Source organism: Acidisphaera sp. S103 (assembly GCF_009765975.1).
GTDB lineage: Bacteria > Pseudomonadota > Alphaproteobacteria > Acetobacterales > Acetobacteraceae > Rhodopila.
The window spans coordinates 1-13200 of record NZ_LMUJ01000108.1 but is presented as its reverse complement, the minus strand read 5'-3'; the positions used below and the strand labels follow the sequence as shown (position 1 = coordinate 13200).

Genomic DNA, 13200 nt, shown 5'->3' with positions numbered 1-13200 from the left:
ATTGTGATTACGGTCTTACTTCGATACAATCGGGACGTTCATCTACTCAAATGCGGATGAACGCCTTGTTGGTGACCATGGGACTCGGGGCGACGTAAAGATGTCAATTGAGGCTGTGATTCGTGAAATGAAGGACGGAGATGCCGAGCAGGTTATTGCTGTCTGGCATGGGTCTGGCGTTGCGCGCCCATGGAATGACCCGGTCAATGACATTGCATTCGCCCGTCGGAATCCGCATTCCACGGTGTTGGTCGCTTGTCTGTCTGGTCAGATCGTTGCCACTGCGATGGTTGGCGAGGATGGACATCGTGGCTGGGTATATTACGTTGCAACCGACCCCAGGCATCAGGGGCGCGGATACGGACAGGCTATGATGCTTGCTGCCGAAAAATGGTTAGCAGATCGAGGAGTTTGGAAGGTGCAGCTTCTCGTCCGGGGAGACAACGCGGCAGTCAAGCAATTTTACGAACATTTAGGGTACCACGACACCAAATCTGTCTGCTTCCAAAAAGTCATCGGATCGACCGATACCTAAACTCTCACGAGTCCTTTTCGATGGTGGTGTTTGGGTCAAGCTGTTTTCCCACGCTTTAGTGTAAAGCCGATTGCCGTGGACCACTCGCTTCTCTTCGCGGTCAGCCCACGGCTGCCATCATTGGATCGGGAGGGCTGGCCATCTCAATCCGCCCCGCGACCCTGGGCACTGCTGCCTGTGATCGGCGCGGCGTAGGGACCCCATGTCGATACTCGGTCTGGCGACTGGCCAGGCTTCAATTCCGCCGTTTCTAGCTCTTGCCTTGTTGTGCCGTGCGGATCGCCCGCCAGACCCGCTCCGGCGTCGCCGGCATTTCGACATGGCGGACGCCGAATTCTGCCAATGCGTCGACGACCGCATTGATGACGACCGCGAGCGCCGGCGTGGTACCGCCTTCACCGGCGGGGCGGACGCCGAGCGGGGGGGTCGGACTCGGCACCTCGGACAACTCGCAGTCAAAAAACGGCACGCAGTCTGCCCGCGGCATCGCGTAATCCATGAAGGAGCCGGCCATCGGCTGGGCCGTGTCGAGATCGTAACAGGCGTCTTCCATCAACACCTGTCCCACCCCCTGGACGATACCGCCGTGGACCTGACCGTGCACAATCATCGGATTGACCGCGCGTCCGACGTCGTCCACGGCGCTGTAGCGGACGATATCGACGACTCCGGTCTCAGGGTCGACCTCGACCTCGCAGATATGACACCCATAGGGAAACGCGGCGAGCGTCACGGTCTCGTCGCCGATGCCTTGCAAGGGTCCGCGCAACTCAGCCGGCAAGTCGTTGCGCTGCAGCGCCTCTCGGGCGACCTCAAAGATATGAATGCGGCGATCGGTGCCAGTGACCACGAATTCGCCGCCGCGAAATTCGATATCAGCCACATTCGCCTCGAACAGATGCGCGGCAATATCCTTGCCCTTTTCGATGATCTCGTTCGAGGCATTCAGCATGACGATGCTACCGAGCCGCAGGGCGCGGCCGGAATGCGCGCCGCCGCCGACTGAAACTCGAGCAGTGTCGCCGGTGACCAGGCGAATGCAATCGTACGAAACGCCGAGCCATTCGCCGACAAGCTGGGCAAACGTCGTCTCATGTCCCTGGCCCTGCGACACGGTGCCGATCGCGACCTCAACGGCGCCGTCGGGGATCACTGTCATCTCGACCTTTTCGCGCGGCGCACCAGTAGCCGTGTCGACATAGTTGGCGACGCCGATGCCGCGGCATCGGCCGCGCGCCCTGGCTTCGGTACGGCGGGTTGCAAACCCCTCCCAGTCGCCCAGTTTCAGCACCCGCTCCATGACCTCATGATAATGGCCGCTGTCGTAGACCATGCCGAACGGGTTTGTGTACGGCATCGCGTGCTCGGGCACGAGATTGCGGCGGCGCAGTTCGATGCGGTCGATGCCGGTCTGCCGGGCCGCCAGGTCGATCAGCCGCTCGATGACGAAGATGACCTCGGGCCGGCCCGAACTGCGATAGGGACGGGTCGGCAACGTATTGGTCAGCGCCGCGCGCGCCCGGAAATGCACGGCCGGCAGATGGTAGAGGCTCGACATGATCTCGACGCCCTTGTTCAGCGACCCGAAGGCGATCGCATAGGCACCCTGGTTGACCATGTTCGAGCCGCGCATCGCGAGAAATGTGCCGTCTTTGTCGAGCGCCAGTTCCGCGGTGGCAGTCAGGTCGCGCGCCTGGTAGTCGGCAACGAAATATTCGCTGCGATCGCTGGTCCATTTGACTGGCCGGCCGAGCCGCTTCGCGGCCCACACGACCAGGGCGAACTCGACGTTGAGCGAGCCGCGGGTGCCAAAATTGCCGCCGACATCGTGCATGACCATCCGCACCTGCTCGGGCGGCACGCCGAGTACCGTCGCGAGGTCGCGGCGCGGGCTGACCGCGCCGCCGGCACCGGCATGGAGCGTATAGAGGCCGGTCGCCGGGTCGTACTCGCCGACCGCGGCGCGCGGCTCCATCGGCACGCCAGCGATGCGCTGCACCCAGGTATCGAATTTGACAACATGGGCAGCGGCAACGAACGCCGCTGCCGTTGCCGCCGCGTCGCCGACTTCTCCGTCGAGGATGATATTGGGAAAGTCCTGCCGGGCGCGTGGCGCATTGGGTTCAGCAGCATCGCGGGCTCGGGCGACGGCAGGTAGTGGCTTCCAATCGATCGCTACCCGTTCGGCGGCGTCCTTGGCGGCGTCACGGCTGGTCGCAACGACAACCGCGACGATCTCGCCGACATGGCAGACTTCCGGAAAAACGATCAGCTGATGCTGTGGACGGTCGACCGGCGCGCCGTCCTTGTTCTTGATCGAAATGTCGGCGGGGTGGGCGTTGGCGATGTGCGGCATCGGGTTCAGCCCATCCCGGCGCACGTCCTCCGAAGTCAGAACCGCGAGCACGCCCCGCATTGCAGCGCTAGCTTCAGTGTCGAGCGAGCGGATCAGGGCATGGGCGTAGGGCGAGCGCACCATCACCGCATAGGCTTGATTCGGTAGGTTGAGGTCGTCGCTGTAACGGCCCCGGCCGGTGATCAGCCGCAAATCCTCGCGGCGGCGGACAGGTTGCCCAATCCCGGTGCCCGTCGTTATTCCTCCCATACCGTGTCTCCCTCACCGCGGCGCCGTTGCGACGAGATCCAATGAGCAAAGCTTTAACTTCGCCTCATCCCGTCGACGAACACGTCCACCAGCCGATGCACGTTGTTTTGCCAACCTGGCCTGTCATGTGTGTAGCACAGGCCCACGATCGTCCGCAGGATGTCCTCGGCTCCGATATCGTTGCGGATCACCCCGGCCTCCACCGCCCGCCGTACCAGCGTTCCAAGCGCTCGGCCCAGCCGGTCGATTGAATAGATCGTGAGTTCCGACGAAGCATGCACGGCGGCCGCGAGGGCGGCGGACATGCCCTTCTTCGTCGCCACGAACTCGACATTGGCGTGAATCCATTGGCGCAGCGCCTCCAGTGGCGGCAAATCCCTGCTCAGTTGCTCCGCCAATCTGACCAACTGCTCAACCTCGCGGGATACACTGCCTCGAACAAATCCTGGTGGGTCGGGAAATGCCGGACCGGCTCAGCTTTGCTTCACTTGAGCCGGCCCTCGTCGCCATCGAAGACGATGCCGGCGCTCGCCGGCGGGGTCGGAAAGGTCTTGGCCAATGCGGTATAATCCTCGCCCGAATCGGGTGCCCGAGCGGCGGCATAGACCAGGGCCGAAACCTTCTCATGCACGCCGGCCTCCGTGACGATCATTCCTGAAAAGGAATGCCCGGCGAAGACGGTTGGGCCGTCCTGCCGGTCCAGAACGCGCTGAGCCGCGGTAACGGCATCCGGCAAGGTGGTCAGCGGGTTCTGCACCGAGGTGACGTTGAGACCTTCCGCCTGCAAACGCGCGATCACCTCGGTCTAGCACGAGCCGTCAGCGAGCAGCCGATGCACGAGGACGACGTTGCGCGCCTTCGATCGGCGTGGCGGGCGCGGCCATACCGCGGGTGGAGACCAACGACGCTGCCGCACCGGCAAGCAGGGCCGTCGAAAACACGCGCCTGTTCATAACCATGATATCTCATCCTTCGTTGTTGAGGGGCTGGGAGCGAACATGAGCACCTTGCGTGCGATCATGTTTCCAACAGCGCATCGACGTCCGGGGACCGCACGATGGTTCCATCATGCACAAAGGCCTCATGGTTGGCCTCGATGCTGTCGTGGTCGTAAAGATAGTTGACCATGATGCCGAACGATTCCTGGATTGCACGCGACGCCGTGTTGCCGAGCCAGTTGATTTGCTCGAGCCGCGCGCCGTTGCCGAGATGAAACCGCGCAACAGGATCGATACGGGTTCCAGACGACGGCGAGCGGGTGAGATACCGGGCGCAGAGCCCCATCAGGGCGGGGCGCAGTGTCTCGCTCTGCTCAGGATCGCGCCACCAACCGTCACTATCGATCCCTGGGGGCGCCACGACGGCTGGATCTTTCCCCTGCGTCAGCCAGCGGCGAAAGTCCGGCACCGGCGACAGGGTGGAGAAGCGCTTCAATCGCGGAAACTCCGCCTGCAGTTCCTCGACCACCTGCTTGATCAGGAAATTGCCGAACGAGACGCCGCGCAGGCCGTCCTGACAGTTGGAGATGGAATAGAAGATCGCCGTGTCTGCGCGCGCAGCCCGGGCAAGCGCCGCGTCTTGATCCGCGTCTTGCGACATCAAGAAGGGCGACACGGAAGAGGCCAATTCTTCCACCAGGGCGACCTCGACGAAGATCAGCGGCTCGCCGGGAAGGGCGGGATGGAAGAAGGCGAAGCAGCGACGGTCGGGCGCCAGGCGGCGGCGCAGATCATCCCACCCCTTGATCTCATGCACAGCCTCATAGGCGATCAGCTTCTCCAGCACCGCGGCCGGCGACTGCCAATCGATTCTTCGCAGCTCCAGAAAGCCGCGATTGAACCAGGAGGCGAATAGATGCCGGAGATCGGCATCAAGCAGCTTCAATTCCGGCTCATCACGCAGGCGCACGGCGATATCGCTGCGCATCGCGATCAGTGCCCCGGTGCCACCCGGCGCCATGTTCATGCGCCGCAGTAGTTCCTGACGTGGCGGATCGGCGGCCTGTGCGAGAGCGGCCGCGGTTTCCGCGGTGGCGTCGGCGAGATATTGCTGCGCTGCCACGCGCAGTGCCGATTGGTCAGGCTGAAACGATGTCGCGAGATAGTGCTGGAAGCCGTGGCGATCCTCCATATCCAGCGAGCGCAGCGCCTGGTGCAATTCGCGTGCGACCAGCGCGCCGGACGCTTCGCCGCGCTCTGACAGAAGCTTGGACGCAAGCTGCCTTGCCGTGTCGAGCGTTGCCGGTTGTGTGTTCAAGGTCATTGTTACCTCCTCTCGATCAAGCGTGCGTCGCCGCGGCGGAACGGAATTTTGCCGGCGGCACGTAGAGGCCGCCCGAAGCCGTCACGAGGTCGTCGATCGTCTTGGCCGCGAGCCAGTCTCGGGTTGCTGTTTCTGTGTCGATGCCGAGGTCCGCTGGGACCATCACGATACGGTGCCGGCGCAGGTCATCGCTCGTATTGGATGATTGCCGCCTGCCGAAATCCGTATCGCCAGCGACGGCGCGCAGGGCGGCCTCCCGCTCTTGCGGTGAGCGGCAACGCAGCAGGTTGGCAACGCCGTGTTCGGTAATGACGTGGGTGACGTCATCGCCGTAGATCATCACCGGCGGCAAAGCGAGACCCGCTGACGCCGCGAGGTCGAAGGCGTCCAACCGTTCGACGAAGCTCGGATCCCCGTTCGGCTGCCGGGTCTGCACCATCTGCACGACCAGTTTGCGCCCGCGCAGGCTATCGCCCGCTTCCTGGCCGGCACGCAACCATGCCGGGCTGTCGTGGCGGCGGCCGCGCGGGTCCGCCCCCATGTTCGGCGCGCCGCCGAACCCTGTGATCCGGCCCATCGTCGCCGTCGAGCTATTGCCCTGCGCGTCGATCTGAAGTGTGCCACCAATGAACAGATCGCAAGCATACTGCCCGGCGATCTGGGCGAGCGTGCGGTTGGATCGCAATGTGCCATCAGCGCCGATCGGAAAAATACCGGCACGCTTCGAGACATATTGCTCCATGCCTACCTCGGAGCCGAAGCAGTAGACGCTCTCGACGAAGCCGGCTTCGATCGCGGGGATCAGGGTCGGATGCGGGTTCAGCACAAAATGGCTGGCGACCTTGCCCTTCAATCCGCGCCGGACGCCGAAGGTGGGCAGGATCAACTCGATCGCGGCAGTCGCGTAGCCGATGCCATGGTTGAGGCACCGCACCTGATAAGGCTCATAAACGGCGGCGATCGCCATCATCGCCATCAGCACGTTTTCATCCCTGATCTTGGCCGGGTCGCGCGTGAACAGAGGATCGAGCCGATAGGGGGTGGGGCTTGGCACCACAACGTCGACCCAATCGCTCGGGATATCGACCCGCGGCAACCGGTCCACGATCTCGTTGACTTGCGCAACGACAACACCACCACGAAACGCAGCCGCCTCGGCAATGGTAGGCGTATCCTCGGTGTTCGGCCCGGTATAGAGATTGCCCTCGCGATCAGCCTGGTCGGCGACGATGAGCGCGACGTGCGGTGTCAGATCCACCAGCATACGGGCGTAGAGTTCGAGATAGGTATGGATCGCGCCGATCCGCACTGTCTTTGCAGCGACCAAGTCTGCCAGCTTGCGGCTTTGTGGGCCGGCAAAGGCGAAATCCAACCGATTGGCGATGCCGCGCTCGAAGACGGCGAGGTGTTCGGGTAGTGCCAGCACCGGCTGCACCATGTGCAGGTCGTGTATTCGCGCAGGATCCACCTTCGTCAGAGCGGCGGCGAGAAAATCGGCCTGCTTTTGATTGTCGCCCTCGATGGCTATGCGATCCCCCGGCTTGATGATCGCTTCGAGCAACTGCGTCACACGGTCGGCTGGACAGAGTTTTCCAGCCCCACCGCAAATCAATGCGGCCCGGACCAACCGATCCGCGCGATCCGCATGTCCTGATGTGTCTGCCATGTTGCACCTTCTGTGTTGCCTTCGAGACGGAAGGTAGGAGGTGGCCATTGATTATAAAAACGACATTTTCTAATATAACTGATCATGATTATGGATCAGTTGCATGATGGATTTCGAGCTATTACGGGCTTTCGTTGCGGTCGCCGATTGCAGTGGATTCCACCGGGCGGCTGAACGGCTCAATTCGACGCAATCGACGGTCAGCCAGCAGATCAAGCGGCTCGAACTGGAGGTCAAACGGCCTTTGTTCCGTCGCACGACCCGCAGTGTCGCGCTGACAGACGACGGCGAAATGCTGCTCAGCGACGCGCGCCGTCTGCTCCAGCTTGAGGAGGCAGCGCGTCATCGCCTGGCCGCGCCGCGCCTGTCTGGCCTGGTGCGTCTCGGCGTGGTCGAGGAGATTGCCGGCGGCTCGCTGCCTTCGTCGCTCGGTCGCTTTGCCGCCCTCCATCCAGGCGTGAAGCTCGAGGTCCAGACTGGCGTCAGTGCGGAATTGATCAGTCAGCTCGATGCCGGGCGACTGGACGTGGTCTTTGCCAAGCGTCCGCTCGGGACGACGAAAGGGCGTCTCGTATGGCGTGAACCGCTGGTCTGGGCCGCGGCGGACACTTTCGATTTCATTTCCGGGAAAGCGTTGCCGCTGGCGCTGTATCGCGAGCGTTCCGTATCGCGCGAGGCTGCGCTCGCGGCGCTTCAGGACGGCGATTTGACATGGGAAATCGTTTATACCAGCCCAAGCCTGATGGGCGTGCGCGCGGCGGCACTCGCGGGCCTCGCGATTACACCGCTTCCGGCGAGTGCGGTGATCGCTGGCTTGCGCATTCTTGGCACCGAAGAGGGACTGCCGCGTCTTCCGGACCTTGAATTCGCAATCTACGAGAGATCGCGGCCCGACAAGGCCGCGGTGGCCCTGGCCGCAACGCTTCAGGCGTTTGCGGAGGGCCCATCGCGTTCGACGATTTAAGTTGGACTGGCTTTCGAGCCCGTACATCGCCGGCCCTGTTACGGAAACGATCCAAATCAATTGCACTGTCGGCAGCGCTTCGTCAGGGCCTCCGATGCTGTTCCGGGAGGACAGTTGCATTGCCGTCGGCTGTTGTCTCAATAAGTTCCAACGCCTTGGTCCGACGACGCCGCGCGAGCAACTCTATGCCGATCGCCCGCTCGTGCTCGCCCGCGAGCATTGCCTGAATGTCGCCGATACCGCGGATGACGCCGCGGCTACAGTGCCATCAACTGGTCGAGCAGCGCGGGGTCGTCCCGCAGCGCCGACGCGGGTCCGGTGTGGCGCACGGCGCCTTTCTCCAGCACGTAGACACGGTCGGCGAGGGCGAGGGAGAACGCCACGCCTTGTTCCGCTAGCAGGATGGTCAGGCCCTCGGCCTTCAGTTCGGCGATCTTCTCCCGCAACTGATCGACGATCAGCGGCGCCAGGCCCTCGGACGGTTCGTCGAGCAGCAGCAGGTCCGGATTGCCCACCAAAGCACGCCCGATCGTCAGCATCTGCTGCTCGCCGCCCGACAGGAAGCCGCCCGGCTGGTTGCGCCGTTCGCCGAGCACCGGAAACATCTCGCACACCGTCGCGATCGACCACCGCCCCGGCCGCCCAGCCGCTCGGGCGGCGACGTCGAGGTTCTCCCACACGCTGAGTTCGGCGAAGATGCGGCGATCCTCCGGCACGAAGCCGATCCCCGCCCGAGCGATCCGATAGGGCGGCCAGCCGGCGACATTCTGGTCGCGCCAAAGCACCCGGCCCGACCCCGGCGGCGTCAGGCCCATGATCGAGCGCATGGTCGTCGATTTGCCCACGCCGTTACGGCCCAGGAGGCAAACGCATTCGCCCTGATTCACTTCGAGCGACAGGCCAAACAGCACCTGGCTGAGGCCGTAGGACGTGCGGATATCCTCGACCGACAAGAACGGCATCAGGCGTGTTCCCCCAGGTAGACCCGGCGCACCTCGGGGTTCACCCGGACCTCGGCGGGCGGGCCTTCGGCCAGTTTACGGCCCTGGTAGAGGACGGCGATCTTCTGCGCGATCCGGAATACCACCGCCATGTCATGTTCGGTGAACAGCAGCGTCAGGCCACGTTCCTCGGCGATGCGTTGCAGCAGGGAAATGGTTTCGTGGGTTTCGCCCGCCGACATCCCGGCAGTCGGTTCATCCAGCAACAACACGCGGGGATCGGAGGCCAGCGCGATGCCGAGTTCAAGCTGCTTCTGGTTGCCATACGCCAGCGTTCCGGCAATGACGTCCGCGACCGCGGCGAGCCCGATCGACTGCAACAACGCCTCCGCATCATCGCGGAACATCGTCTCCGACCGCGACCAGAAGTCGCGCCCCCGGCCGCGATGGGCGAGCAATCCCGCCTGCACGTTCTGCAGCACCGTCAGGCGTGGGAAGATGTTTGTGAGCTGGAACGACCGTCCCATGCCCAACCGGCAGATGCGATGCGGCGGCAGGCCGGTGACGTCGTGTCCGTCCAGCACCACGCGCCCGGTATCGGGGCGCAGGTGGCCGGTGATCAGGTTGAAGAAGGTGGATTTACCGGCGCCGTTGGGGCCGATCACCGCCACGATCTGGCGGGCCTCGATGGTCAGGCTGACATCGTTCACCGCGACGAAGCCGGCGAAGGTTTTTCGTAGTCCCTGGATTTCAAGCATCGCGGCGGCCCATGCGCCGGCGCAGCGTGCCGTAAAGACCAGCCAGGCCGCCCAACACGCCGCCCGGTAGAGCGAACAGCAGAACCAGCAGCATGGTGCCCAGCACGAACGGCCAGTATTCGGTGTAGTTGGTGATCTCCTGGTTCAGCCACACCAGCACCAGCGCACCGACGGCCGGCCCCCAGAAGAAGCCCATGCCGCCCAGGATGGCCATGATCATCACCTCCGCCGATTTGGGCCAGAACACGTAGTCGGGGAACACGCCGCGGGTGAAAATGCCGTACAGCGCACCGGACAGTCCGGCGAAGCCGCCCGCCACCACGAACACCGCCAGTTCGTAAGCTCGGACGTTCAGGCCGATGAAGGCGGCGCGTTCCCGGTTGTCGCGGATGGCGGTCAGCATCCGCCCGAACGGGGACCGGGTGATCATCCCGATCACGGCGATGGCGACGGCGACCAGGGTCAGGGCCAGCAGGTAGAAGCGGGCGTTTGCTGACAGTCCGCTGATGCCGGGGATCGAGTCCATCCACTGCATGTCGGGGAACGGCACGTCGGCGATGCCCTGGTCGCCGCCGGTCACTGCATTCCACTTGAAACAGATCGCCCAGATGATCTGGGAGAACGCCAGGGTCAGCATGGCGAAGTAGATCTTCGTCAGCCGCACGCAGAAATAGCCGAACACCAGGGCTGCCAGCGCCGCGCCCAGCCCGGCGGCGGGAAAGGCGATAGCGAACGACACCCCGTAGGTCTTCATCAGGATACCGCAGACATAGGCGCCGACGCCGAAATAGGCGACGTGGCCGAACGACACCAGGCCGGTGGTCCCCAGCAGCAGGTTGAGGCTGATCGCGAACAGCGCGTCGATGGTGATCTCGGTGACCAGGAAGATGCTGTAGCGCGAGCCGATCCAGGCCAGCGGCGCCAGCAGCAGGAAGATCAGCAGGGTCCACGGCACACGGCGGATCGCCGGGACAGCGGGACGGGCCAGTGAGTTGGTGATTGGCATGCTCATCGGATCGGCCGCCCGAACAGGCCCCAGGGGCGCACGATCAGCACCACCGCCATCAGGGCGTAGACGGAGAACAGGGAGAATTCAGGGAACACCAGGATGCCGAACGACAGCGTCAGGCCGTAGATCATCGCGCCCCAGAAGGTTCCCCAGAACGACCCGAGGCCGCCGATGACGACGACGATAAAGGCTTGCACGATCACCTCCACGTCCATGCCCGGCACGACGCTGACGATCGGGGTGATCAGCGCGCCGGCGAGGCCGGCCAGGAACGAACTGGCGACGAACATCCCGGTGTAGAGCAGGCCGACATTGGCTCCGAGGGCGCCCAGCATCTCCCGGTCATAGGCTGCGGCGCGCAGCAGGCGTCCTGCCGAACTGCGGCTGAGCATCAGGCCGACGCCGATGGCGATGGCCGGCCCCACCACGATGATGAACAGGTTGTAGTATGGCAGAATCGTGCCGAGTAGGTGGAGGCCGCCGCTGAGGACCGGGGGGCCTTGGACCGAGAGCTGGTCGGTGCCCCAGATGAACTTGGCGGTGTCGCCCAGGATCAGCACCAGCGCGTAGGTGAACAGCAGTTGGTACAGTTCCTCCTGGCCATACAGATGGCGCAGCAGCAGGCGCTCCACCACGCCGCCGAGGATCGCGACGCCCACCCCGGATGCCAGCGCGGCGATCCAGAAGGCTCCGCCTGTGGGATGCAGCCAGGTCACCACCTGCCAGGCGATGTAGGCGCCGACCATGTAGAACGACCCATGCGCGAAGTTGAGCACGCGCATGATGCCGAACACGAGTGACAGGCCCGAGGCGATCAGGAACAGGAACATCGCCGTGGTCAGCCCGCTGAAAAGCTGAGCGGCGATCAGGGAGACCGTCATGCTGGAACGATCTTCCCGTACTGCGTCCCCACGCTCAATGCTTGGCCGGTTCGGGGTTGTAGTAGACCGGGTCCTTGATGACGGCGATGTTCTCGGTGGGCGACTTGACTGTCACACCCCAGTATTCGCCAGCGTCGGCGTCGTGCGTGGTGGCGTTGAAGGTGCGTGGGCCGAGCGGCGTGTCGTAGGTCAGGCCGGCCATTGCCTTGGCGACCGCGGCGGAATCAGTACTGTTGGCCTTGCGAATGCCGTCGGCGATGGCCTCGATGGTGACGTAGCCCTGGATCGCCCAGCTTGACCCGTATTTGTTGCCCATCGCCTTCTGGATCTTCTGGTCGAAGACGATGTCGGCCTGCGGCTGGTTCGGCCCGTCCCAAAGCACCGGATCGTAGGCATTGGCCCAGATGCCGAACGGGAAATCGTTGCCCAGCGCGAGGGTTTCGTCGACCGAACCCACTTCGCCGCCGTCGGCGAGGCGGTTGTGGATCGCGGTGAAGTAGCCGAGTGGCGCGGCCTGCTTGGCGAAGCTGATGAAGTCTCCGGCGTATTCGTCGCAGTAGACGGCGTCGGGATGCTTGCTCATCTGCGCGGTGATGAATGGGGAGAAGTTGGATTCACCGAGACGCGGCCATTGCTGATCGACGATGGTGATGTCGGGGCGCAGTTGCTTCAGCTTGGCGACGAAGGCGTCGATCACCTGGTGGCCGTAGGCGTAGTCGGGGGCGATCGTCGCCAGGGTCTTCACGTCCTTCCATTGCGCCATCACGATCGCCCCGGCCTGGCCCTCGATCGTCGTGTTGGACGCTGCTCTGAAGATGAAGGGATGGACGTTCGCCGAATCGGTCAGCGAGGACAGTTTTGCTGACGGGGCGACGAAGACGATGTGGTTTTCCTTGGCGATGGTGGACACCGCCGGTGCCTCCGCCGAGGTCAGCGTGCCGGCGAGGAACTCGACCCCGTCACGGACGATCAACTCGCGGGCGAGGCGCACGGCTTCGGCGGGGTTGGCCTTGCTGTCGCGCTGCAGCAGTTCGAGTTTGCGGCCCAGCACGCCACCCGCGGCATTGATGTCGTCAATGGCGACCTGGGCGCCTTTCAAGATGGGTTCGCCGTAGACGGCGGTAGGACCGGACAGCGGGATGGGGAAACCGATCTTGATCGGCTCGGCGGCTGTGGCGGCTATTGGGGCCACGGCAACCATCGGCAGGACGAGCGCAAACGCCGTCACCGCCGCAATAGTATTGCGGTTTAGCATCGTTTTGTAGCCTCCCAGATCGCCGGTTCGGCTCGTGGCCGACCGGTCGTTGTGAGAGTAAACTGAGGTCTCCGGTTGTCGGTTGTCAACTACGATGTTGGTAATGTTTGGGGGTGGTTCGGAGTCGCTGGTTGGCGGGATTGGGGGCGCCGGCAGGCTCGCTCGTCATGGCCGGGCGTGTCCCGGCCATCCACGCTTCAACGGCCGGTGCGAAGATGGCCCGGCGAAGCCCACGGCTGTCTGGCACGATTTTTGAGTCCTGAACGCACTATTTCGCTGTACAAGCCGCACGGTATTGATTCTACTCAGCTTCCGACGTTTGGC

General features: G+C 63.7%; 12 protein-coding genes. 2 read left to right on the top strand and 10 right to left on the bottom strand.

Annotation, left to right across the window (positions count from 1 at the left end):
• The first annotated feature begins 100 nt into the window (after nucleotides 1-100).
• Entirely contained in the window at nucleotides 101-535 is a 435-nt protein-coding gene (locus tag GSQ89_RS34950) for a GNAT family acetyltransferase (protein WP_158932730.1), read from the top strand.
• Nucleotides 536-785: 250 nt separating this feature from the next.
• Here GSQ89_RS34950 and GSQ89_RS34945 read toward each other — a convergent pair whose 3' ends face one another.
• The 5 genes from GSQ89_RS34945 to mdcA all read right to left on the bottom strand — a co-directional run bounded on the left by GSQ89_RS34945 (nucleotide 786) and on the right by mdcA (nucleotide 7068).
• Nucleotides 786-3083, bottom strand: coding sequence for a xanthine dehydrogenase family protein molybdopterin-binding subunit (locus GSQ89_RS34945; protein ID WP_216856568.1), 2298 nt, complete (start codon nucleotides 3081-3083; stop codon nucleotides 786-788).
• Nucleotides 3084-3193: 110 nt separating this feature from the next.
• A complete protein-coding gene (locus GSQ89_RS34940) occupies nucleotides 3194-3538 on the bottom strand; it encodes a hypothetical protein (RefSeq protein ID WP_158932728.1) in 345 nt (114 codons plus the stop codon).
• Nucleotides 3539-3624: 86 nt separating this feature from the next.
• Complete coding sequence (locus GSQ89_RS38880; RefSeq protein ID WP_216856566.1) at nucleotides 3625-3927, bottom strand: hypothetical protein; 303 nt, start codon at nucleotides 3925-3927, stop codon at nucleotides 3625-3627.
• Between the two features lie 230 nt (nucleotides 3928-4157).
• A complete protein-coding gene (locus GSQ89_RS34930) occupies nucleotides 4158-5297 on the bottom strand; it encodes a malonyl-CoA decarboxylase (protein WP_254073526.1) in 1140 nt (379 codons plus the stop codon).
• Between the two features lie 121 nt (nucleotides 5298-5418).
• Nucleotides 5419-7068, bottom strand: a complete 1650-nt coding sequence (gene mdcA / locus GSQ89_RS34925) for a malonate decarboxylase subunit alpha (RefSeq protein WP_158932726.1) — start codon at nucleotides 7066-7068, stop codon at nucleotides 5419-5421.
• Nucleotides 7069-7171: 103 nt separating this feature from the next.
• Here mdcA and GSQ89_RS34920 point away from each other — a divergent pair, with 103 nt between their 5' ends.
• Entirely contained in the window at nucleotides 7172-8032 is an 861-nt protein-coding gene (locus tag GSQ89_RS34920; RefSeq protein WP_158932725.1) for a LysR substrate-binding domain-containing protein, read from the top strand.
• Nucleotides 8033-8289: 257 nt separating this feature from the next.
• Here GSQ89_RS34920 and GSQ89_RS34915 read toward each other — a convergent pair whose 3' ends face one another.
• Genes GSQ89_RS34915 through GSQ89_RS34895 form a run of 5 tightly spaced genes read right to left on the bottom strand, consistent with a single transcriptional unit; the run spans nucleotide 8290 to nucleotide 12876 of the window.
• Complete coding sequence (locus GSQ89_RS34915) at nucleotides 8290-8994, bottom strand: ABC transporter ATP-binding protein (protein ID WP_158932724.1); 705 nt, start codon at nucleotides 8992-8994, stop codon at nucleotides 8290-8292.
• Entirely contained in the window at nucleotides 8994-9731 is a 738-nt protein-coding gene (locus tag GSQ89_RS34910) for an ABC transporter ATP-binding protein (protein ID WP_158932723.1), read from the bottom strand. The genes GSQ89_RS34915 and GSQ89_RS34910 overlap by 1 nt, the downstream gene beginning before the upstream one ends.
• Entirely contained in the window at nucleotides 9724-10743 is a 1020-nt protein-coding gene (locus GSQ89_RS34905; RefSeq protein WP_158932722.1) for a branched-chain amino acid ABC transporter permease, read from the bottom strand. Before GSQ89_RS34905 ends, GSQ89_RS34910 begins: the two co-directional genes overlap by 8 nt.
• Nucleotides 10740-11621, bottom strand: a complete 882-nt coding sequence (locus tag GSQ89_RS34900) for a branched-chain amino acid ABC transporter permease (protein WP_158932721.1) — start codon at nucleotides 11619-11621, stop codon at nucleotides 10740-10742. The genes GSQ89_RS34905 and GSQ89_RS34900 overlap by 4 nt, the downstream gene beginning before the upstream one ends.
• 34 nt (nucleotides 11622-11655) lie before the next feature.
• The gene (locus tag GSQ89_RS34895) at nucleotides 11656-12876 is read right to left on the bottom strand and encodes an ABC transporter substrate-binding protein (RefSeq protein ID WP_158932720.1); all 1221 of its coding nucleotides are present in this window, start codon (nucleotides 12874-12876) and stop codon (nucleotides 11656-11658) included.
• Between the last annotated feature and the right edge of the window lie 324 nt (nucleotides 12877-13200).

Excerpts from the sequence above, each read along its gene's own strand:
- GSQ89_RS34920 (WP_158932725.1), top strand. The coding sequence starts at position 7,172 with ATGATGGATTTCGAGCTATTACGGGCTTTCGTTGCGGTCGCCGATTGC.
- GSQ89_RS34900 (WP_158932721.1), bottom strand. The coding sequence starts at position 11,621 with ATGACGGTCTCCCTGATCGCCGCTCAGCTTTTCAGCGGGCTGACCACG.
- GSQ89_RS34950 (WP_158932730.1), top strand. The coding sequence starts at position 101 with ATGTCAATTGAGGCTGTGATTCGTGAAATGAAGGACGGAGATGCCGAG.
- GSQ89_RS34915 (WP_158932724.1), bottom strand. The coding sequence starts at position 8,994 with ATGCCGTTCTTGTCGGTCGAGGATATCCGCACGTCCTACGGCCTCAGC.
- mdcA (WP_158932726.1), bottom strand. The coding sequence starts at position 7,068 with ATGGCAGACACATCAGGACATGCGGATCGCGCGGATCGGTTGGTCCGG.
- GSQ89_RS34895 (WP_158932720.1), bottom strand. The coding sequence starts at position 12,876 with ATGCTAAACCGCAATACTATTGCGGCGGTGACGGCGTTTGCGCTCGTC.
- GSQ89_RS34905 (WP_158932722.1), bottom strand. The coding sequence starts at position 10,743 with ATGAGCATGCCAATCACCAACTCACTGGCCCGTCCCGCTGTCCCGGCG.
- GSQ89_RS34910 (WP_158932723.1), bottom strand. The coding sequence starts at position 9,731 with ATGCTTGAAATCCAGGGACTACGAAAAACCTTCGCCGGCTTCGTCGCG.